This is a genomic window from Streptomyces sp. JJ38 (genome assembly GCF_019303475.1).
Taxonomy (GTDB): domain Bacteria; phylum Actinomycetota; class Actinomycetes; order Streptomycetales; family Streptomycetaceae; genus Streptomyces.
The window spans coordinates 1-20,102 of the sequence record NZ_JABLSI010000066.1 but is presented as its reverse complement, the minus strand read 5'-3'; the positions used below and the strand labels follow the sequence as shown (position 1 = coordinate 20,102).

The window sequence follows — 20,102 nt, the reverse complement described above, 5'->3', positions numbered from 1 at the left end:
CCCGCAGCCGGCCGCTCCGGCCCCGGCTCCGGCGCCCGCTCCGGCTCCGGCGGTTCCCGCCGCCCCCGCCCCGGCGGCCGGCGGTGGCGCCTACGTCACCCCGCTCGTGCGCAAGCTCGCGACCGAGAACAACGTGGACCTCTCCACGGTCAGGGGCAGCGGCGTGGGCGGCCGGATCCGCAAGCAGGACGTCCTGGCCGCGGCCGAGGCCGCCAAGGCCCAGGCCCCGGCCGCCGCGGCTCCCGCCGCGGGCGCGGCGAAGGCGGCGGCCCAGCCGTCCGAGCTGCGCGGCCAGACGGTCAAGATGTCCCGCATCCGCAAGGTCATCGCCGAGAACATGATGAAGGCGCTGCACAACCAGGCGCAGCTCTCCACCGTGGTCGAGGTCGACGTCACCCGGATCATGCGGCTCCGGGCCCGGGCCAAGGAGTCCTTCCTCGCCCGTGAGGGCGTGAAGCTCTCCCCGATGCCGTTCTTCGTGAAGGCCGCGGCCGAGGCGCTGAAGGTCCACCCGTCCATCAACGCCCGCATCAACGACGACGGCACCATCACCTACCACGACGTCGAGAACGTGGGCATCGCGGTGGACTCGGAGAAGGGCCTCATGGTCCCCGTCATCAAGGGCGCGGGCGACCTGAGCCTGGCGGGCATCGCCAAGCGCACCGCCGAGCTGGCCGGCAAGGTCCGCGGCGGCGGCCTGAGCCCGGACGACATGTCCGGCGGCACGTTCACGATCAGCAACACCGGTTCGCGCGGTGCGCTGTTCGACACGATCATCGTGAACTACCCGCAGGTCGCCGAGCTGGGCATCGGCGCCACCGTGCGCCGCCCGGTCGTCGTGAACCACCCGGAGCTGGGCGAGACCATCGCGATCCGCGACATGGCCTACCTGACCCTCTCCTACGACCACCAGCTGGTCGACGGTGCGGACGCGGCCCGCTACCTGAACGAGGTCAAGGAGCGCCTGGAGGCAGGCGAGTTCGAGGGCGAACTCGGCCTCTGAGCCACCCCGTTCCACCCGTTGGCCCGCTCCGGCCGTCTCCCCGACGGCCGGAGCGGGCCAACGCCGTTACGGGGCGCCGCCGCTACCGGACCGCTCCCGTCACCGGGCCCCGGGACGGCCGGCCAGGCCGCGCAGGAGGCGTACGTACGGGGTCCAGCGGGCCGGGGTGCGCACCGTTCCCGTCAGGGCGCGCTCGGCGCGGTCCAGGCTGTCCTCCAGGAGGGCGTCGTGCAGGGGCCGCCACAGCAACGGCCAGGTGAGCCGGGCCGGCCCCCGCGCCCTCATGGCCAGGGTGTGCCGCAGCATCGTCCGGCCCGCGTCGGCGGGCAGCACCGCGTACTCGTGGAACCCGTCGAAGCCCCTGGGCCCGTCGAACGTGAACCGCACCCAGGTGCCGGGCACGTACGCGGCGACGTGGTAGCGGACGGGCCCGTGTCCGCCGGACGCGCCGACGCCCAGAGCCCCGTCGAACCGCATTCGCGGCCACGCGTCGTGCGGCCAGAGCGCGTCCTGACCGCCCGCCAGTCGGTCGATCAGCGTTCCCACCTCGCCCCGGCTCCCCGCCAACCGCCGTTCGTGCACGTTGTAGACGCCCATGCCAACCTGCCTCACGTATTAGAGACGCATCTCTAATTAATATAGAGAGTAGCCTCCACTACATGGCCAGGCCACCCCGCTTCAGCACCGACCAACTCCTCGACGCCGCGGTGCGGCTCGCCGCCGCGTCCGGCCCCCCGGCCGTGACGATGGCCGCCGTCGCCCAGGCCGCCGACGCCCCGAGCGGATCGGTCTACCACCGCTTCCCCGGCCGAGACGTCCTGCTCGCCGAGGTGTGGCTGCGCACCGTGGAACGCTTCCAGGAGGGCTACCTCGCCGCGCTCACGGCGGACGACGACGTACTCCGGGCCGGGCCGGCCGCCTCCCGCCACGTCGTCGCCTGGAGCCGACGGCATCCCGAGCAGGCGGCCGTCCTCCTGCACGGCCCGGAGGCCTTCGGCCGGGAACGGTGGCCGGCCGAGCACCAGGAGCGGGCGGATCGCGGCAACGACCGGGTGTTCGCGGCTCTCCGCGCCGCCACCGCACCGCTGGGCGACGCGGACCCGGAGACCGCGGAGCGGCTGGTCCTGGCCCTCGTCGACCTGCCACTCACCCTCGTCCGCCGCCATCTGCGCTCCGGGGACACCCTCCCGCCACACGCCGAATCCCTCGCCGAGCACTGCACGGCCACCCTGCTCGCACCTCCCCCGCCCCGCTGAGGAGAAGCGGCGGCGGGACAAGGCCGCCGTCCGGGACGCGAGTGGGGCTCGACCAGGGCGCGACCGCCACGAAGTAATACAGTCTTCGCACTTGTTGGATGACCAACCCCAGTGCGGAGACTGCACAACTGTCCGACTTGTCCGGGCGCGCACCGTCCTTGAGGCATGGAGATCACAAGGGGCATGGGAACGGCAGGAGTTGAGACACTCAGCGGCCCGGTCTTCCGGCCGGGTGACCCGGGGTTCGAGGAGGAGGTCGGGGGCTACCAGACGGCGTACGCGCACCGGCCGTCGCTCGTCGTCGGCGCGGCGCACGCGGAGGACATCCGGCGGGCGGTGCGGTACGCGGACGCCCACGGGCTGCCGGTGGCCGTGCAGGCGACGGGCCACGGGCTGTCCGTGGCCGCCGAGGGCGGGGTCCTGGTCAGCACCCGGCGGATGCGGGGCGTGACGGTGGACGCGGAGGCGCGCACCGCGCGGATCGAGGCCGGGGCCCGGTGGGAGGACGTGATCGCGGCGGCGGCACCGCACGGGCTGGCGCCGCTCAACGGCTCGTCCAACACCGTGGGCGCGGTCGGCTACCTCCTGGGCGGCGGCATCGGCCTGCTGGCGCGGCGGTACGGGTACGCGGCCGAGCACGTCCGCGAGCTGGAGATCGTCACGGCCGACGGCGAGCGGCGGCGGACGGTGCCGGGAGAGGAGCTGTTCGGAGCGGTGCTGGGCAGCGGCGGCAACCTGGGCGTCGTCACCTCGATGGAGATCGGCCTCTTCCCCCTGTCGACCGTCTACGGCGGGCAGTTGGTGTTCGGGGAGCCGCACGTCGAGGCGGTGCTGGAGGCCTGGCGGCGGTGGACCGCCGAGGTGCCCGAGGAGCTGACGTCCACCCTCACCCTTCTCACGTACCCGGACGCGCCCGAGGTGCCCGGTCATCTGCGCGGCCGGTACGTGACCTCCCTGCGGATCGCCTTCGACGGGCCGGCGGCCGAGGGCGAGCGGCTGGTCCGGCCGCTGCGTGCGGTCGGGGAGCCGCTGGAGGACGAGCTGCGGGAGATGCCGTACACCGAGTGCGGCACCATTCACCGGGACTCCGACGAGCCGCACCCCTACACCGGCACCAACACCCTGCTCACCGAGCTGACGCCGGAGGCCACCGCGGCGGTGCTGGAGCTGGCCGGGCCGGACGCGCCCGTCTCGTGCGTCGTGGACTTCCGGCACCTCGGCGGTGCCCTGGACCGGCGCGGTCCCGGCCGGATCGCCGTCGACCACCGCCGGGCGCGGTACGTCGTGCGGGTCATCTCCGTGCCCGGTCCCGGGGGTGACGACCCGGCGGCGATCCGCGAGCAGCACGCCCTGCTGCGGAAGGCCTTCGGCCCGTGGCGCATCGGGCACTGCGTCAACTTCCTGTACGGGGACGGCGACGCGGCCGACGAGACGCAGACGGCCCAGGCCTTCGAGCCCGCGACCTACGCCAGGCTCGCGGCGCTGAAGGCCGCCTACGACCCGAAGAACCTCTTCCGGTTCAACCGGAACGTCCGTCCCGCAGCCGGCTGAGCGCCTCCCGGTGGGCCGCCCCCGGCGCCTCGTCGACCGTCGCGGGGATGTCCGGGGTGACGCCGGTGCCCTCCCAGTTCGTGCCGGTCACCGTGCTCACCGTCCGGGCGGTGGGCACGGTGACCGTGACGTGCCCGGTCACCGGGTACCGCTCCGTCGGGTGGGCCCCGCCGCGCGTCCTCTCCCCCACGACGACGGCACGCCCGTGGGCCTGGAGGGTGTAGGCGACGTCCTCCCCGCCGGAGAACGTCGTGGGCCCGGTGAGGACGAACACCGGCCGGTCGAGGTAGCGCGGAGCCGGCAGGTGGGCGGCCGTCCAGTGCTGGCGGGTGGTGCCGGCGGGCCGGTCGTGGATGTCGTTGAGGTGGACGTCACCGTCCGGGAAGAAGTAGCTGCACCACAGGGCGGCGCCCTCGGGCGAACCGCCCCTGCACGCACGGAGGTCGAGCAGAAGGGCGTCGCTCCCGGCGACGAGCTGCATCGCGGCCCCGATGGCGGGGGCACCCGAGCCGGGTTCGGCGATCCGGCGGACGTCCAGGAGCCCGATGTTGCCGTCGAGGTGCTCGAAGCGGCGTACGCCCTGGTTCTCGGCGGCGAGGAGGGCCTGGAAGGCGGCCTGACCGTCGCCCTCGTCCGCGGTGCGGGGCGTGTCGCTCCACAGCAGCCGCAGATGCTCGTCGGGGCAGGCCTCCTGGAGGTGGGCGGTGACGGCCTTGCAGAGGGCGGACCCGGTCAGGCCGTCGTACTCCCCGGCCGCGAGCCGGCGGCGGATCGCGCCGTCGATCACGGGGACCTGCTCGGGGAAGACGTAGCCGGCGCCTATCCGGTCCAGGGCCCGTTCGATGATCTGTGCGTTGGTGAGCATGACCGGCGATCCTAGCCAGCCCCGGTGGCGGGCCCGGCCGCCACGCCCGTCACCGCGCGTGTCCGAACCGGCCGTCCCGGTACGGGAGTCACGTGGCCAGCAGGGCGACGGAGGCGGTGAGGCCCACCGTGACGATGACGGCGCGGAGGGCAGCCGGGGGCAGCCTGCGCCCGATGCGGGCCCCGAGGAGGCCGCCGAGGGTGGCCCCGAGGGCGATGGCTCCGGCGGCGGCCCAGTCGACGCGGGCGACGGCGATGAAGACGACGGCCGCGACGCCGTTGACCACGGAGGACAGCACGTTCTTGACGGCGTTGAGCCGCTGGAGGTCGTCGGGCAGGCAACTGCCGAAGAGGCCCATCATGAGGACGCCCTGGGCCGCGCCGAAGTAGCCGCCGTAGACCCCGGTGCCGAGGACGCCGAGCCACAGCGGGACACCGCCGTCGGGGTGGGCGTCGGCCGGCCGGCGGCTGGTGAGCCAGCGGTTCAGCCGGGGCTGGAGCAGCACGAGGACGCAGGCGGTGAGGATGAGCACCGGGACGACGGCGGCGAAGGTCTCGGCGGGCAGGGTGAGCAGCAGGATCGCGCCGGTGAGGCCGCCGAGGAAGGACGCGGCGGCGAACCGCAGGACGCGGCGGCGCTGGCCCCTCAGCTCTCTGCGGTAGCCGTAGGCGGCGCTCAGGACGCCGGGGACGAGGCCGATGTTGTTGGAGACGTTGGCCAGCACCGGTGGATAGCCGAAGGCGAGCAGCGTCGGGAACGTGATCAACGTCCCGGAGCCCACGACGGCGTTGATCCCGCCGGCGGCGACGCCCGAGGCCGCGATGGCCACCAGTTCGAGGGCGTTCACGGCCTCGGTCCCGGCGCCGATCCGGGCGGCGGTCCGGGTGGTGGTTTTGGCCCGGCTCCCGGCGGGGGCTGCGTGATCGTGGGCATGGTCACGGACACTACCCCGACCCGACGGCGCGAAGAGGTGACCGGTGAGTAGCCGGAACGGACGGCGCCGTATTGTCGAGGGTGACAGTTAGGAGCGCCCATGGCACCGCCCGTCGTCCAGTCGCTACGTGAGCAGATCCGCGAGCACATCGTGGAGGGCATCGTCAGTGGCCGGTGGAGCCCGGGTGAGCGGATCGTCGAACGCCGGATCGCCGTGGAGCTGCACGTCAGCCAGACGCCGGTGCGCGAGGCGCTGCGCGAGCTGGAGGCCCTGCGGCTGATCGAGTCGGCGCCCAACAAGGGCGTGCGGGTGCGGGCGCTGTCGGCGGCCGACCTGGAGGAGATCTACCCGGTGCGCGCGGGCCTGGAGCAGATGGCCGCGGAGCTGGCCGCGCCGCGGCTCGCCCAGGACGTGTCCGCCCTGGAGCCGCATGTGGCGGCGCTGTACGAGGCGGACCGGGTCGGCGACGGCGAGGCCCAGGTGCGGCACACCGTGGCCTTCCACCGCGAGCTGGTGCGGGCCTCGGGGAACAGCGTGCTGCTGCACACCTGGGAGTCGCTGGGCATCGAGGTGTGGACGGCGCTGTCCATCCGTTGGCTCGGGACCGTGCAGCAGTCCTACGCGGAGGAGCACGACGCGGTCGTGGAGGCGTTCCGCCGGTCGGACCCGCGGGTGGCGCAGCTGGTGAAGGAGCACGTCCTCGGCTGCGCCCCGGCCCCGGAGCGGCAGCCGGGCTGACGTCCCTCCGCGCTCCCGCCGACGGGGGCGTTCCGAACGGCACATTCCACCCCACGGCACCTTCCGCAGGGCCCTCTTCGACGGCGTTCTTCCTCGCGGATCCGCAGGCGTCGTGCCCAGGCCCGTGCCGGGGCCTTGGCAGCATCAGTGCCATGTGAAATATTACAGCCGTGCCCACGAGAGCTCCGAGCGACCTCATCGTCATCGGCGCCGGGGTGGTCGGTGCCGCCTGCGCCTACTACGCCGCCCGCCGCGGCCTGTCCGTCACGGTGATCGACCGCGGGCCGGTCGCGGGCGGCACCACCGGGAGCGGCGAGGGGAACCTGCTGGTCTCCGACAAGGAGCCCGGCCCGGAGCTGGAACTGGCCCTGCTCTCCACGCACTTGTGGCGGGAGCTGGCCGAGCGTCTTTCGGCGCGGATCGAGTACGAGGCCAAGGGCGGGCTCGTCGTCGCGGCCGACGCGGCGCGGATGCGGGCGCTGCGGCTCTTCGCCGAAGCGCAGGGGGCGGCGGGCGTCACCGCCCGGGAGATCGCGGGCGACCGGCTGACCGAGCTGGAGCCGCACCTCGCCCCGGACCTCGCGGGCGGCTTCCTCTATCCCCAGGACGCCCAGGTCCAGCCCGCCCTCGCCGCGGCCCGGCTGCTGCGCGCCTCGGGCGCCCGCCTCCGGCTGGGCGAGGCGGTGACCGGCGTCCTCACCGCCGCGGACGGCGCGGTGCGCGGCGTCCGGACCGCGGCCGGGGAGCTGCACGCCCCCGCCGTGGTGAACGCGGCCGGGGCCTGGGGCGGCGCGCTGGCCCGGCTCGCGGGGGTGAACCTGCCCGTCCTCCCCCGCCGGGGCTTCGTCCTGGTCACCGAGCCGCTGCCCCGCCTGGTGCGGCGCAAGGTGTACGCGGCGGACTACGTGGCCGACGTCGCGAGTGACGCGGCGGCCCTGCAGACCTCGGCCGTCGTCGAGGGCACCCCCGCGGGGCCCGTCCTCATCGGGGCCAGCCGCGAACGGGTCGGCTTCGACCGCACCCTGTCGACGGAGGCCCTCCGGCGCCTCGCCGCCCAGGCCACGGCGTTGTTCCCGGTGCTGGCCCGGGTCCGGGCGATCCGGACGTACGCGGGGTTCCGGCCCTACCTGCCCGACCACCTGCCCGCGATCGGCACCGATCCCCGGGTCCCCGGCCTGCTCCACGCGTGCGGCCACGAGGGCGCGGGCATCGGGCTCGCCCCGGCCACCGGGCTGCTCGTCTCCGCCCTGCTGACGGGCGACGGACCTCCCCTCGACCCCGCTCCGTTCGCCCCCGGCCGCTTCGCCGCCGCCGGCTGACCGCCCGACAGGAACCGCCGACGAGAACCACCGCACGCGAACAGCCCCACGCGAACAGCCCCACGAGAACCACCGCACGCGCATCGCCGCACGAGAGGAGACCCGCAGTGGCCCGCTCTCCCGCCGAACTCGTCGGGGCACAGCCCGCCCCGGCGTTCGAGATCACCTTCGACGGCCGGGCGGTGACCGCCCTGCCGGGGCAGTCGATCGCCGCCGCGCTGTGGGGTGCGGGCGTCCGGGCCTGGCGCACCACCCGCGGCGGCGGCCGCCCGCGCGGCGCGTTCTGCGGCATCGGACAGTGCTACGACTGCCTCGCCACCGTCAACGGCGAGCCCAACCGCCGCACGTGCCTGGTCCCCGCCCGGCCCGGTGACGTGGTCGGCACCCAGGAGGGAGACGGCCATGCCGGCCTCGGCGTCTGACCCGTACGACCTCGCGGTGATCGGCGCGGGCTGCGCCGGCCTCGCGGGGGCGGTCACGGCCCGCGAACGCGGCCTGTCGGTCGCCCTGCTGGACGCCTCCGGACAGCTCGGCGGCCAGTTCTACCGGCACCCGAGCCCGGAGCTGGGTGCCGCGCGGCCCGAGGCCCTGCACCACGACTGGTCCGTCTTCGCCGAGCTGCGCCGTCGCGGGGAGGCGAGCGGCGTCGACCACCTCCCCGGGCACCACGTCTGGACCCTGGCCCGGGAGGGCGACGGCCTGTGGGCGGTGCACGCCGTCAGCGGCGCCGACGGCGAGGGGGACCGTCCGGTACGGGTGAGGGCGCGGGCGGTCCTGCTCGCGACGGGCGCGTACGAACGGCAGCTGCCCTTCTCCGGGTGGACGGTGCCGGGCGTGGTGGGAGCCGGGGGCGCCCAGGCGATGCTCAAGTCCTCTCTGGTGCTGCCCGGTCGGCGCGTCGTCGTCGCGGGCAGCGGGCCGCTGCTCCTCGCGGTCGCCGCCTCCCTCGCGGCGGCCGGGGCCCGGGTGCCCGCCGTGGTCGAGGCGTCCGGCTACGGCGGGTACGCCCGCCGTCCGCGCGCGCTCGCCGCCAACCCGGGCAAGCTCGTCGAGGCGCTGGGGTTCGGCGCGTCCCTCCTGCGCCACCGGGTGGCCGTGAGGCCGCGCAGCGCGGTGACCGAGGTGCACGGCACCGGGCGGGTGGAGGCGGTCACCGTCTCCCGGCTCGACCGCGGCTGGCGCCCCGTTCCGGGGACGGGCCGCCGGATCGTCTGCGACGCGCTGGCCGTGGGGCACGGGCTCGTGCCGCAGATCGAGCTGGCGACGGGGCTCGGCTGCGCCACCCGGTCGGCGCCCGACGGGACCCGCGCCCTCGCCCAGGGGGACTCCCAGGAGACCTCGGTGCCCGGCCTGTGGGCGGCGGGCGAGACGGGCGGGGCCGGCGGCGCACAACTCGCCCTGCTCGAAGGCGAGCTGGCGGGCCTCGCGGTGGCCGCCGCGTTGCACGGCCGCCCCGAGCTCGCCGGTGGCGCGCGGGCCCGGCGGCTGCGCCGCCGCCGGGACCGGCTGCGCGCCTTCGCCGAGGCGATGGCCGCCGCGCACGCGCCCGGCCCGGGCTGGCCGGACTGGCTCGACGACGCCACCGAGGTCTGCCGCTGCGAGGAGGTCACCGCGGGCCGGGTCCGCGAGGCGGTCGCCGACGACGGCGCCCGCGACGCCCGCACCGTCAAGCTGCTCACCCGCGCGGGGATGGGCTGGTGCCAGGGGCGGATGTGCGGATCGGCCGTGGCCCGTCTCGCGGCGGCCGGAAGCGGCGGGACCGTCCCGCCGTCCCCCGAGCGCCGGCCGTTCGCCGTGCCGGTGCCGCTCGGGGTGCTGGGCTCGCTCGACGCGCCGGGCGTGCCCGATCAGCCCGGTACGCCCGACGAAGCCGTCGCACCGGACGAACCGGCCGCGTCGGCGCCCGACGGGAGCGGCCGCGCGGACGCGTGACGCGCTCCCGCCCTGCCGGCGCCGGACGGGCGCGGCCCCGGTGGCCTCCGCACACCGCTAAATGAAATGTCACACACTACAGAAGGGTCGACGGCATGACCGCCACCACGTGGAACAGCGAGCGCCCCTGGCGCGGCATCATGGTCGCCACCACGCTCCCCCTGCGCGAGGATCTCTCGGTCGACCACGACGCCTACGCCGAGCATGTCCGCTGGCTGCTGGAACACGGCTGCGACGGGGTCGTGCCGAACGGTTCCCTGGGCGAGTACCAGACGCTCACCGACGCGGAACGCGAGCGGGTCGTGCGCACGGCCGTCGAGGCGGCGGGCGACGGAGCGCGCGTCATGCCCGGTGTCGCCGCCTACGGCAGCGCGGAGGCCCGGCGCTGGGCCGAGCAGGCCGCCGAAGCCGGCTGCGGCTCCGTGCTGCTGCTGCCGCCCAACGCCTTCCGCGCCGAACCGGCCGCCGTCCGCGCCCACTACGCCGAGGTGGCCCGGGCCGGCCTGCCCGTCGTCGCGTACAACAACCCCTTCGACACCAAGGTCGACCTCACGCCCGCGCTGCTCGCCGAACTCCACGCCGAGGGCCTGGTGGTGGCGGTCAAGGAGTTCAGCGGCGACGTGCGCCGGGCGTACGAGCTGGCCGAACGCGCCCCGGAGCTGGACCTGCTGATCGGGGCGGACGACGTCCTGCTGGAACTCGCCGTCGCCGGTGCCGTCGGCTGGGTCGCCGGATACCCCAACGCCTTCCCGGCCGCCTGCGCCGCCCTCTACCGGGCCGCCGTCGCCGGGGACCTCGACACCGCCCTGCCGCTCTACCGCTCCCTGCACCCGCTGCTGCGCTGGGACTCCAGAACGGAGTTCGTGCAGGCCATCAAGGTCTCCATGGACATCGTCGGCCGCCACGGCGGCCCCACCCGGCCGCCGCGCCTCCCGCTGGCCGGGGAGGCGCTGGCCGGGGTGCGGGCCGCCACCGAGAAGACCGTCGCCGACGGACACCGCTGAGCCGGGAGAGGAGACGCCCGTGCGCACACGTCATGTCTTCCACGCCGTCGACTCGCACACCGAGGGCATGCCCACCCGTGTCGTCACCGGCGGGGTCGGGACCATCCCCGGCGACACGATGGCCGACCGCAGAGAGCACTTCACCGAGCACCTGGACCACCTCCGCACGCTGCTGATGTACGAGCCCCGCGGCCACGCCGCCATGAGCGGGGCGATCCTGCAACCTCCGACCCGCCCCGACGCCGACTACGGGGTCCTCTACATCGAGGTCTCCGGCCTGCTGCCGATGTGCGGGCACGGCACCATCGGCGTGGCCACGGTCCTCGTCGAGACGGGCATGGTGCCGGCCGTCGAGCCCGTCACCACTGTCCGCCTCGACACCCCGGCCGGGCTGGTCTCCGTCGACGTCCACGTCCAGGAGGGCGCGGCCAGGGCGGCCACGCTCACCAACGTGCCCGCGTTCGCCGTCGGCCTGGACCGCAAGGTGCCCGTACCGGGCTACGGGACGGTCACCTACGACCTCGCCTTCGGCGGGAACTTCATCGCCTTCGTCGACGTGGACGCGCTGGGGCTGCCGTTCGACCGGGAGCGCAAACAGGATCTGCTCGCGGCCGGGCTCGCCCTCATGGACGCCGTCAACGCCTCGCCCGAGCGGCCCGTCCACCCGGAGCAGCCGGGCATCAGCGGGCTCAAGCACGTCTACCTCGCGGCCCCGGGCTCGAACGGTCGTCACTCGCGTCACGCCATGGCCGTGCACCCGGGCTGGTTCGACCGCTCACCGTGCGGCACGGGGACCTCCGCCCGGATGGCCCAGCTCTACGCCCGCGGTGAGCTTCCGCTGGGCCGGGACTTCGTCAACGAGTCCTTCATCGGTTCGCGGTTCACCGGCCGCCTCGTCGCCAAGACGGAGGTCGGCGGGGTGCCGGCCGTGATTCCGACGATCACTGGCCGGGCCTGGCTCACCGGCACCGCGCAGTACTTCCTCGACCCGAACGACCCCTTCCCCGGAGGCTTCCTCCTGTGACCACCACGTCCACCGCGCACCCGCCCGTCGTCGTCTCCCGCAACCCCGCCGATCCCTCCGAGGTCCTCGCGGAGGCGCCCGCGGCGGGGGCCTTCGCCACCGTCGCCGCCGTCGAGCGGGCCCACGCGGCCCAGCCCGGCTGGTTCCGGGGCGGCGCGGCCGCCCGGGCCGCGGCGCTCTCCGCGGTCGCCGCCGCCGTCGAGGCCGCGGCCGGGGAGCTCGCCGGACTCGCCGTCCGGGAGGTGGGCAAGCCCCTGACCGAGGCCCGGGCCGAGGTGGCCCGGACGGTGGCGATCTGGCGCTACTACGCCCAGGCCCCCTACGAGCCCACGGGCGCCGTGCACGAGGCGGCGGCCGGGGCGGGGCTGCTGCTGACCCGGCGCCGTCCGCACGGCGTCGCCGGACTCGTCACGCCCTGGAACTTCCCCTTCGCCATCCCGAGCTGGAAGGCCGCCCCCGCGCTCGCGGCCGGGAACGCCGTCGTCCTCAAGCCCGCCCCCGAGGCGACCGCCTGTGCCCAGCGGCTGACCGAGATCGTGCGGCGGGCACTTCCGGACGACGTGTTCACCACGGTCGCCGGGCACGCGGCCGAGGGCCACGCGCTCGTCTCCGCCGCCGACGTCGTCTCTTTCACCGGCTCAACCGCCACCGGCGCCACGGTCGTCCACACGGCCACCGCGCGAGGGGTTCCCGTCCAGGCCGAGATGGGCGGACTCAACGCGGCGATCGTGCTGCCGGACGCCGACATCGAACGGGCCGCCGCGCACATCGCCGCCGCGATCGCCGGGTACGCGGGGCAGAAGTGCACGGCCACCAGCCGGGTGATCGCGGTCGGCGCCGCGCTCGACCCGCTGCGCGAGGCCCTCGCCGAGGCGCTCCGTGCCGTCCCCGTGGGAGACCCAGCCGACGAGGCCACGGTGTGCGGACCGCTGATCTCCGAGCCGGCGCGCTCCCGCGTGGAGAACGCCTGGAAGGGGCTGCGGGTGCTCACCGGCGGCACCGGCCGGGACCGCCGCCCCGGCTGGTACGCGTCCCCCACCGTGGCGGAAGACGTACCGTCGGACCATCCGCTACTGCGGGACGAGGTGTTCGGGCCCGTCGCCGCGCTCCTGCCCGCGGCGGATCTGGACCACGCCGTCAGCCTCACCAACTCCGTCCGGTACGGCCTGGTCACCTCGGTGCACACGGCCGGCCTGGACGCGGTGTTGCACGGGCTGGACCTGCTGGACACCGGCATGATCCGCGTCAACGCACCGTCCACCGGCGTCGACTTCCACCTGCCGTTCGGCGGCGCCAAGGCGTCCGGCCACGGTGCGCGGGAGCAGGGCCACGCGGCCGTGGACTTCTACACCTCGTCCCGGACGTACACCCTGACCCCCTGACACCCTGACACCCGCCAAAACAACGTGACATTGTACCCTGGTGGCCCCGCTCGCACGAAGGGAACACCATGGGGCACCTGAAGCACCGCAACCTCATCACCACCAGGGAGCGGCTGCGCGACCAGGTCGCCCACGCGCTGCGTGCGGCCCTGATCTCCGGTGAACTCCGCCCCGGCGAGGTCTACTCCGCGCCGGGGCTCGCCGAGGACTTCGGCATCTCCGCCACCCCGGTGCGCGAGGCCATGCTCGACCTGGCCCGCGAGGGCCTGGTCGAGCCCGTCCGCAACAAGGGCTTCCGGATCACCGAGGTCAACGAGCGCGACCTCGACCAGTACACGGAGATCCGCACCCTGATCGAGGTTCCGACGATCGGCCGCATCACCCGGAGCGCCTCCCGCGAGGAGCTCGACGCCCTCCGCCCGCTGGCCGAGGAGATCGTGCGGGCCGCGCGCGGGCACGACCTCATCGGCTATCTGGAGGCCGACCGCCGGTTCCACCTCGCCCTGCTCGCCCTCTCCGGCAACGAACGGCTCGTCGAGACGGTCGGCGAGCTGCGCAAGCGCTCGCGCCTGTACGGGCTGACCACCCTGGACGAGCGTGACCAGCTCATCCCGTCCGCGGAGGAGCACCTCGAACTCCTCGACCTGATGCTGGCGGGCGACGCCGAAGCGGCCGAGGAGTGCATCGCACGCCACCTCGGCCATGTGCGCTCGCTGTGGGCGAAGGGCCGGGAGGAGCGGCGGACGGAGGCAGACGGCCGGCCCGCCCCGAAGCGGAAGGGCCGCGCCGGCCGCTGAGCCCGCCCGCCGCGCGCCCGGCGCGAGGGCGCGGGCCCACGGGCCGGGGCTCCCGCGGTCGCGGGAGCCCCGGCCCGTGGCGGATCAGGCGCGCAGGGGTCCTTCGCAGCGGTAGTCCGCCGTTCCGGCCCGCCGGTCGGACCAGATGTCCACCTCCCCGAACGAGCAGTTCATGTCGGCCAGGTTGTCGCCGCCCGACACCGACCGTTCGAGGATGAAGTAGTCGACGGTCTCGCTCATGTCCCGGAAGACCTGGTCGGCGTCGTCCGCGCGGCTCAGGTTGGCCGTGACGCGGCCCGTGCAGACGAACCGGGGGCGCTCCGGCGCGCCGGCGGACCGGCAGGCGGGCGTCAGGTAGGTCGCGGCGGCGAAGGCGTCGCGGACCGCGCCGGCCGAGGCGTGGTCCAGCTCCGCCACCGGGGTGTACTGCGTGTCGGGCACGAACAGCTCGTCGACGTGGGCGATCTGGGTGTCGAGGAACGCGTCGTACCCGCGCTGCAGCGCGGCGTCCCCGCTCAGCCGCTCCCGCCAGGCGTCGAAGCCGGCGGGGTCGTCGGCCCGCAGGTAGCCGTACATCTCCCGGATCAGCGAGGGACGTTCGGTCCACAGGAAGCCGTACAGCGTGCCCGCGTAGCCGTAGAAGCGGAAGCCGTCGTCCGCGTAGGTGGCGTGCAGGATCTCGTCCACGGTCATCCGCGGCCCGCCGCCCGCCGTGTCGCTCATGATGCTGCGCACCAGGGCCTCGCGGACCCGGACGCCGTCATCGCGGGTGCCGCCGGCGAAGAACTCGGCCGTGCCCTCGTCCATGGCCGTCGTCCGGTCGCCCTCGTACCAGGGAGCCTCGCCGAAGAAGCCGGGCACCGCCCACCGGCCGTTGAGGTAGTGGGTGTACTCGTGCCGGAAGAGCTCCTCGAGGGTGAGCGAGGAATCCTGGGGGACGCGGCGCTGGTAGGTGTAGAAGGTCGCGCCACGCTCGATGTAGATCCCGCCGTTGTTCGTGCCCATCCCGGTGAGCAGGGGATGGTACGTCTCGTAGTCCGCGCGGGATGCGTACAGCACGGCGCGCAGCGTGGTGTTGGGGTCTCCCGCCAGCGGCTCGCGGGTGCCCAGGACCCGTTCGAACTGGCCCGTGACCTGCTTGCTCGCGTAGTAGAGCTGGTCGACGGTGGGCCGGTCGAGGCCGGTGCGGACGACGAGCGCGCCGTCGTCGTAGGTGTAGGTGTGCGGGAAGATGCGCCGCTCGATGTCCTCCCGGCACACTCCGTACGGCGCGCAGGCGTCGAACTCGATGAGCCAGGTGACGACCTTGGCCCAGGGCTGGCTGCCCTCGCCGAAGTTGCGGACCGTGGTCTCCAGCATGCCGCCGAGTCCGGTCACGATCTCGCCGCGCAGGGAGTCGATCTGGCCGAACCGGCCGTACTCGCCGAGGGCGTCGCGCACCACCCAGGCGTTGGCCGTGTCCTTGAGGTGGGTGTGCCCGGCGAAGGACGCGAAGGCCGAGCGGTACCCCGGGTCCGCGGCGACGGCGGCACGGAACGCGGTGTCCTGGTTGCCCGGGTAGACGCCGAGGTAGTTGAGGCTGAGGGCGGCCAGCGCGCTCCCGCCCCAGGCCGGATCCCCGGCCGTGTCGGGATGGCCGGCGTCCATGGTCTCCAGCACCCGCGTGACGAGCGGGAGCTGGTGCTGGCGCAGGCCGGGCGCGCTGGCGGCGTACAGCGCCTCGCGGAGGGTCTCGGCGTTCGTGCGGGTCACGTCGAAGGTGCGGTCGGCGGACCCGAAGGCGTCCACGGCGCCGCGCATCGCGCCCACGGTCGGCGGGTCGGTGACGTCGATCTCCTCGCGCGAGAAGTCGTGGTAGGCGACGGCGTGGAGGTAGGTGAACATCTCCAGCAGATGGCCGCCGTTGGTGCCGTCGTGGCCGGCGGACAGCGCGGTGGCGCGGCGTGAGACGGCCTGGACGTGCGCGTCCGACATGACCGGGGTCAGGCGCCCGTCCCACGTCCACAGGATGGAGCGCAGGCAGCCGTCGGCGGTGACGGCCGGGTCGGCGAGGAAGTCGGTGAACCGCTCGGGGCTCAGGCCGGTGACGGAGTCGAGCGTGCAGGGGACGCTCGCCCCCTCGGCGCTCGCACCCGCGGGCGGTGCGCTCTTCGGGTTCTCGTCCTGCCGCGGGCCGGGGACACGGCCCTGGCTCAGGCCGCCCGGGGCGTCGGGGGTTCGGCTGCCGGGGCGGGGCGCCTCGGCGAGCCGGTCGACCCGGTCGAAGCGGCTCCGCTCCGACGGGGAGGGCCCGGCCGGGTGCTGGCCGGGCGCCGGAGACGTCGGTGAGGAGGCGGGCGCGGCCGCGTGGCCGGCCTGGACTGCCGGGCCGCACAGCAGAGCTGCGGCCAAGGCCGCGACCGCCTGGCCGCGCAGGGATCTGAGGATGGACACCTGTGGCTCCTGTTGGGGGGTGGGTGGTCGGCCTGAGGCTCCCGTGCGGCGGCACGCGAGCAACCTCGCCTGAACCAGCCGTACTTGGCTCAGGCGAGCGCCATGTGACGTGTAACGTAGTAGTGTGACATTGCACTGACAACCCACTGCGCCCGGATCACGCGCGGCGGACACCGGTCCGGCCCGACCGGGCGCACCGGCCCGGACCGCGGCGGCGGCCCGCCCGGTGTGCTCAGGCGGGCCGGAGCAGGGCCGTCTCGGCGGGGGCGATGTCCAGCCGCAGGATGTCGGCTCCCGTGGGGCGGAACATGGCGATCTCGCCCTGCGCCAGAGAGGCCGTCAGCCGCCCGGCGGCCTCACCGAGCACGGGTGTGACGGCGTCGGCGTAGCCCGCGTCCAGGACGAGGACGGCGTCGGGTTGCCGCCAGTGCGCCGAGCGGGCGGGGGCGCGGCGGGTGACGTGGACGACGGTGGTCCAGGCGCGCGGGTGCGCGGGCGCGCCGGGAGGCCGCCGCAGATCGGTGACGAGGGCCTGCGGGCCGGGCCCCGCTCCCGGGGCCGTGGCGGGTCCCGGCGGCCAGGCGGTGGCGGCCTCGGAGACGGTCAGGCGCTCACCGCAGGCGGCCTGGAGGGGCGTCCACAGGGCCGGGCCGCGGGTGGCGGCCGTCACGGCGGCGCCGGTGGCGACGAGCCGACAGGCCAGCAGGCGGCCGAACAGGGACTCGCCGAGCACACCGACGCGGATGCTCCGGGGGCCGAACGCGGGCAGGGTGACGGCCTGTCCGGTGCGGTCGGTGCCCAGGTGGATGCCGCTGGGCGCGGGGAACAACGGGAAGCCCTCGCCCCCGGCGGCCGACGGCGGGCTGACCGGAAGGGCCGTCAGATCCGGGTACGCGGGGGACGCCGGGGACGCGGCGCGGGCCGGGGCGGTGGAGCGGTGGCGGCTCATGGGGTTCCCGTCGGCAGGGGGTGGGCGGCGGACGAGGTCGCGGGCGCGGCGGACGAGGTCCGGCGGGCCTGGGAGGTGCGGCGGGCCTGGTCCGGGGCGAAGCCGGTGGCGGCCTCCAGCGGCCGGGCGGGGTGGGCGACGGGCAGCGTCGCCACCAGCCCGGCGGGCTGGGCCCCGGTGAGCGGCAGCGCCGTGCCGGCTCCGACGAGCCGCTCGCGGCACTCCGCCGCCCGCTGGGCGGCGCCGCTCACGAGCCGCACGGCCGCCCGCGCCTCGGTGCCCGTCGCGGTGCGGCTGAACGTCACGGCGGCGACGGTGCGCTCCAGCCCGGTCGCCGACAGCTCGGTCAGCAGCCGCAGCCAGGCATCGGTTCCGGCGAGCCGGGCGGCGAGCGCGCAGTGGGTGGTGTGGGGGCCCGCCCAGCTGTCGGCCAGGGCCCGGCCGGAGCCGTCCGGGTCGCCCGCGTCGCGCAGCAGCTCCCGCAGCCCGTCCCCGTCCAGCGGTTCGGCGGGCACGTCCAGCGCGGCCAGGCGGGCGCGGAGCCGGGCGGTGGCGGCGGCGAGCGCGGCGCGCGCCCCCGCCGCTCCGCCGCCCCGGGCGTCGGCCACCTCGGGGGCGTCCCAGGGCTCGTAGCGCACCACCAGGTGGGAGCGGACGGCCACGGGCCGTGATCCGGCCGGGAGTTGGCGGTAGGCGAGGGTGGGTTCGAAACGGCGGTGGAAGTCCCAGGACGGCAGCCCGAACTGTTCGACGAGGAGTTGGACGGTCACCGGGCGGGCGGGGTCGTGGGCGAGCCACTCGCCGAGCGTGTCGGCGGCCGGCGCGGGCAGGACGCCGGACGGCAGGGCGAGGACGGCGGCGTGGCCGCGGCCGTCGGACAGGACGCCGACCGGCCCGCCGTTGCGGTCGGCGGTCTCGGTGGTCTCCAAGGCGGGCAGGAGCGTCGCGGCGAGGCCGAGCCCCGGGTCCCGGGGGCCGCCGGGGCCGGGGGCGAGGGCACCCCGGCACAGCCGGGCCAGGAGCCGGGCGTCGAGCCACTGCCCGTCGCGCCGCAGGACGGCGAGGACGCCGGTGCCGGCGCCCGCGGCGAGCAGCGCCCAGCCCTCCGGGCCGCCGAGCGCGGCTCCGGCGAGTCCGGCACCGAGCGCGCCCTGGAGCGTCACGGCCCGGGCCCGGCCGAACGCGGTGGTCTTCGGGAGCCTCATGCGTCGCCCTCCTCCGCGCCCTCGGCGCTCTCGTCCTGCTCTTCGTCCCCGGAGCTCTCGCTCTCCCCGCTCCCCTCGTCCTGCCCGGCGTCCGGGGAGGCGTCGGCCTCCTCGTCCGGCTCGGGGCCCGCCCCGGTCCGGCCGTCGCCCTGGTGCTCGACGGCCGCGGCGCGGGGGTCGAGGACGGGGCCGCGCGGCAGCAGGCCGACGTAGGCGGCGGGCAGCGTCGGCGCGTCGGCGGGGGTGTACCGGAGCCGCTCGACGGCCTCGGCGGTGGCGAGGGGGTAGGCCGTGCCGCCGTCGGTGACGAGGGTGTAGGTGCCGCCCGCCCCGGCGGAGGCGGTGGCCCGGACGAGGGCGCCGCTGCCGGGCCGGACGTAGACACCGGTGACGATGCCGAGGGTGGTGCCGTCCGCGGGGGCGACGGGGCTGAGTCCGGCGGGCTCAGGGAGCCGGCCGGGCAGGTGGACGACGGCCTCCCAGGGCGCGTCGCCGGGGGCGGAGCCGGTGGGCGTGGTGACGCAGAGCGGACGGTTGCGGTCGAGCCGGTCGGCGTCCGGCAGCCGCTCGGGCCAGGCGGGGTCGCCGGGGGCCCGGGCGCCCGAGCGGGGCGCTTCGGCGGCCTGCACCGGCGTCAGCTCGTGCTCGGCGACGTCGGTGGCGCGCAGCAGCGTGTACACGAGCTCGGAGACGGCGACGAGCCCGTCCGGGCGTACCGTGTAGTACTGGGGGTTCACCCCGTTCAGGTCACTGTGGACGACGTCGCCGACGGCGGCCTCGACGCCCACCTCGGCGGCGGGTTCGCCGCCCTCGTCGACCTCGGGGGTGTCGATGGCCGGGGCCTCGGGGACGGTGGCCAGGAGCGCGTCGGGCAGCGGCACCCGCTGGGCCCGCTGGAGGCCGAGGGTCGCGGCGACGCCCTCGGAGACCCGGTAGCGGCGGCCGGAGTCGAGCAGCCACAGCGTGCCGCCGGGCGCCTCGGCGAGCACGGTCGCCGAGGCGGCGGAGCCGCTCGCCGGGGCGGCCTCGGGGAGGGCGACGTAGACGTAGGTCCGCGCGCGGCGTTCGGTGTCCGTGGCGGGGACGGTGCACACGGTCCACGGGTCGGTGCTGAGGTCACCCTCGCCCGGGAGGGCGTCGGGGGCGGAGGGGATGCCGACGGGCAGCCCGCGTGGGGCCTCGTCCAGCGCGGCCTGCCGGACCTCGGTGACCCGGCCGCCGCCGACGAGGAGCGCGGAGGCCAGGTTGAGGGCGGGGTGCACGGTGCCCTCGCTGACGACGTAGCGGTCGCCGCTGCCGCCGACGACCACGGCGCCGTTCTGCGGCAGCTTGGGGCCGCGTCCGCCGCCCAGCCAGCCGGCGATGCCGAATCCGGCCATGATCAGGACGCCCATGGCGACGCCGCCGGCCAGGGCGCGGTTGACGCGGCGGCGGGGGTCGCGCAGCGCCTCGTCGGCGCCCCGGAAGAGGCCGGTGGCCTGGCGCCGGTTCTCGTAGGCGTGGGCTTCGGCGAGTTCTCGTGTGGTGGCCATTCCGGGTTCCTGTGGGTCGTCCTGGTGCGGATCGGGGGCGTCCTCGGTGGGCCGCCGGTCAGCGGGGCTGCCGGCGGGCGGGCCCGGGGGCGCGGCCGGGGGCGGCCGGGTTCGGCCGGGGCGGCGGGCCGAGCCGGTGCAGCGCAGCGTCGGGCGGGCGGCGGGCGCCGGTGCGGCC

The 20,102-nt window shown here is 75.7% G+C and carries 18 protein-coding genes; 11 read left to right on the top strand and 7 right to left on the bottom strand.

Annotation, left to right across the window (positions count from 1 at the left end; all coding sequences use genetic code 11):
- Positions 1 to 1,003 (top strand): 2-oxoglutarate dehydrogenase, E2 component, dihydrolipoamide succinyltransferase (sucB, locus tag HPT28_RS24745; protein ID WP_219093891.1); only part of this gene is annotated, 1,003 nt, incomplete at its 5' end.
- Between the two features lie 99 nt (positions 1,004 to 1,102).
- On the opposite strand, the gene HPT28_RS24740 is transcribed toward sucB, so the two are convergent.
- Entirely contained in the window at positions 1,103 to 1,600 is a 498-nt protein-coding gene (locus HPT28_RS24740; RefSeq protein WP_219093889.1) for an SRPBCC family protein, read from the bottom strand.
- A 62-nt stretch (positions 1,601 to 1,662) separates the two neighbouring features.
- Between HPT28_RS24740 and HPT28_RS24735 the strand changes: the two genes are divergently transcribed.
- Both HPT28_RS24735 and HPT28_RS24730 read left to right on the top strand, forming a co-directional pair.
- A complete protein-coding gene (locus tag HPT28_RS24735; RefSeq protein ID WP_219093887.1) occupies positions 1,663 to 2,259 on the top strand; it encodes a TetR/AcrR family transcriptional regulator in 597 nt (198 codons plus the stop codon).
- Positions 2,260 to 2,442: 183 nt separating this feature from the next.
- Positions 2,443 to 3,810, top strand: a complete 1,368-nt coding sequence (locus HPT28_RS24730) for an FAD-binding oxidoreductase (protein ID WP_219093885.1) — start codon at positions 2,443 to 2,445, stop codon at positions 3,808 to 3,810.
- On the opposite strand, the gene HPT28_RS24725 is transcribed toward HPT28_RS24730, so the two are convergent.
- A complete protein-coding gene (locus tag HPT28_RS24725) occupies positions 3,779 to 4,675 on the bottom strand; it encodes a S41 family peptidase (RefSeq protein ID WP_219093883.1) in 897 nt (298 codons plus the stop codon). The genes HPT28_RS24730 and HPT28_RS24725 overlap by 32 nt on opposite strands.
- A gap of 88 nt (positions 4,676 to 4,763) precedes the next feature.
- Positions 4,764 to 5,522 carry a sulfite exporter TauE/SafE family protein gene (locus HPT28_RS24720; protein WP_219093881.1) on the bottom strand — a complete coding sequence of 253 codons (759 nt, stop codon included), beginning with the start codon at positions 5,520 to 5,522 and terminating at the stop codon, positions 4,764 to 4,766.
- Positions 5,523 to 5,708: 186 nt separating this feature from the next.
- Between HPT28_RS24720 and HPT28_RS24715 the strand changes: the two genes are divergently transcribed.
- From HPT28_RS24715 to HPT28_RS24680, 8 genes are all read left to right on the top strand, one after another.
- Entirely contained in the window at positions 5,709 to 6,347 is a 639-nt protein-coding gene (locus HPT28_RS24715; protein WP_219093879.1) for a GntR family transcriptional regulator, read from the top strand.
- 170 nt (positions 6,348 to 6,517) lie between these two features.
- Positions 6,518 to 7,666: an FAD-binding oxidoreductase gene (locus HPT28_RS24710; protein WP_219093877.1), complete on the top strand. Its 1,149-nt coding sequence runs from the start codon at positions 6,518 to 6,520 to the stop codon at positions 7,664 to 7,666.
- Between the two features lie 107 nt (positions 7,667 to 7,773).
- Positions 7,774 to 8,088, top strand: coding sequence for a (2Fe-2S)-binding protein (locus HPT28_RS24705; RefSeq protein WP_219093875.1), 315 nt, complete (start codon positions 7,774 to 7,776; stop codon positions 8,086 to 8,088).
- Positions 8,069 to 9,598, top strand: coding sequence for an NAD(P)/FAD-dependent oxidoreductase (locus HPT28_RS24700; RefSeq protein WP_219093873.1), 1,530 nt, complete (start codon positions 8,069 to 8,071; stop codon positions 9,596 to 9,598). Before HPT28_RS24705 ends, HPT28_RS24700 begins: the two co-directional genes overlap by 20 nt.
- 95 nt (positions 9,599 to 9,693) lie before the next feature.
- Positions 9,694 to 10,602, top strand: a complete 909-nt coding sequence (locus tag HPT28_RS24695; RefSeq protein WP_219093871.1) for a dihydrodipicolinate synthase family protein — start codon at positions 9,694 to 9,696, stop codon at positions 10,600 to 10,602.
- Between the two features lie 19 nt (positions 10,603 to 10,621).
- Entirely contained in the window at positions 10,622 to 11,626 is a 1,005-nt protein-coding gene (locus tag HPT28_RS24690; RefSeq protein ID WP_219093869.1) for a proline racemase family protein, read from the top strand.
- Positions 11,623 to 13,008: an aldehyde dehydrogenase family protein gene (locus tag HPT28_RS24685; protein ID WP_219093868.1), complete on the top strand. Its 1,386-nt coding sequence runs from the start codon at positions 11,623 to 11,625 to the stop codon at positions 13,006 to 13,008. The genes HPT28_RS24690 and HPT28_RS24685 overlap by 4 nt, the downstream gene beginning before the upstream one ends.
- A gap of 68 nt (positions 13,009 to 13,076) precedes the next feature.
- Positions 13,077 to 13,805 (top strand): GntR family transcriptional regulator, encoded by a 729-nt coding sequence (locus HPT28_RS24680; protein WP_219093867.1) that lies wholly within the window; start codon positions 13,077 to 13,079, stop codon positions 13,803 to 13,805.
- Between the two features lie 84 nt (positions 13,806 to 13,889).
- On the opposite strand, the gene HPT28_RS24675 is transcribed toward HPT28_RS24680, so the two are convergent.
- From HPT28_RS24675 to eccB, 4 genes are all read right to left on the bottom strand, one after another.
- Positions 13,890 to 16,238 carry a collagenase gene (locus HPT28_RS24675; protein ID WP_308119504.1) on the bottom strand — a complete coding sequence of 783 codons (2,349 nt, stop codon included), beginning with the start codon at positions 16,236 to 16,238 and terminating at the stop codon, positions 13,890 to 13,892.
- 232 nt (positions 16,239 to 16,470) lie between these two features.
- A complete protein-coding gene (locus tag HPT28_RS24670) occupies positions 16,471 to 17,187 on the bottom strand; it encodes a hypothetical protein (protein WP_257579384.1) in 717 nt (238 codons plus the stop codon).
- On the bottom strand, positions 17,184 to 18,392 hold the full coding sequence (locus HPT28_RS24665) for a type VII secretion protein EccE (RefSeq protein ID WP_219093866.1): 1,209 nt from the start codon (positions 18,390 to 18,392) through the stop codon (positions 17,184 to 17,186). Before HPT28_RS24665 ends, HPT28_RS24670 begins: the two co-directional genes overlap by 4 nt.
- A complete protein-coding gene (gene eccB / locus HPT28_RS24660; protein WP_219093865.1) occupies positions 18,389 to 19,924 on the bottom strand; it encodes a type VII secretion protein EccB in 1,536 nt (511 codons plus the stop codon). Before eccB ends, HPT28_RS24665 begins: the two co-directional genes overlap by 4 nt.
- Between the last annotated feature and the right edge of the window lie 178 nt (positions 19,925 to 20,102).

Excerpts from the sequence above, each read along its gene's own strand:
- HPT28_RS24740 (WP_219093889.1), bottom strand. The coding sequence starts at position 1,600 with ATGGGCGTCTACAACGTGCACGAACGGCGGTTGGCGGGGAGCCGGGGC.
- HPT28_RS24735 (WP_219093887.1), top strand. The coding sequence starts at position 1,663 with ATGGCCAGGCCACCCCGCTTCAGCACCGACCAACTCCTCGACGCCGCG.
- HPT28_RS24730 (WP_219093885.1), top strand. The coding sequence starts at position 2,443 with ATGGGAACGGCAGGAGTTGAGACACTCAGCGGCCCGGTCTTCCGGCCG.
- HPT28_RS24725 (WP_219093883.1), bottom strand. The coding sequence starts at position 4,675 with ATGCTCACCAACGCACAGATCATCGAACGGGCCCTGGACCGGATAGGC.
- HPT28_RS24715 (WP_219093879.1), top strand. The coding sequence starts at position 5,709 with ATGGCACCGCCCGTCGTCCAGTCGCTACGTGAGCAGATCCGCGAGCAC.
- HPT28_RS24700 (WP_219093873.1), top strand. The coding sequence starts at position 8,069 with ATGCCGGCCTCGGCGTCTGACCCGTACGACCTCGCGGTGATCGGCGCG.
- HPT28_RS24695 (WP_219093871.1), top strand. The coding sequence starts at position 9,694 with ATGACCGCCACCACGTGGAACAGCGAGCGCCCCTGGCGCGGCATCATG.
- HPT28_RS24680 (WP_219093867.1), top strand. The coding sequence starts at position 13,077 with ATGGGGCACCTGAAGCACCGCAACCTCATCACCACCAGGGAGCGGCTG.
- HPT28_RS24670 (WP_257579384.1), bottom strand. The coding sequence starts at position 17,187 with ATGAGCCGCCACCGCTCCACCGCCCCGGCCCGCGCCGCGTCCCCGGCG.
- HPT28_RS24665 (WP_219093866.1), bottom strand. The coding sequence starts at position 18,392 with ATGAGGCTCCCGAAGACCACCGCGTTCGGCCGGGCCCGGGCCGTGACG.
- eccB (WP_219093865.1), bottom strand. The coding sequence starts at position 19,924 with ATGGCCACCACACGAGAACTCGCCGAAGCCCACGCCTACGAGAACCGG.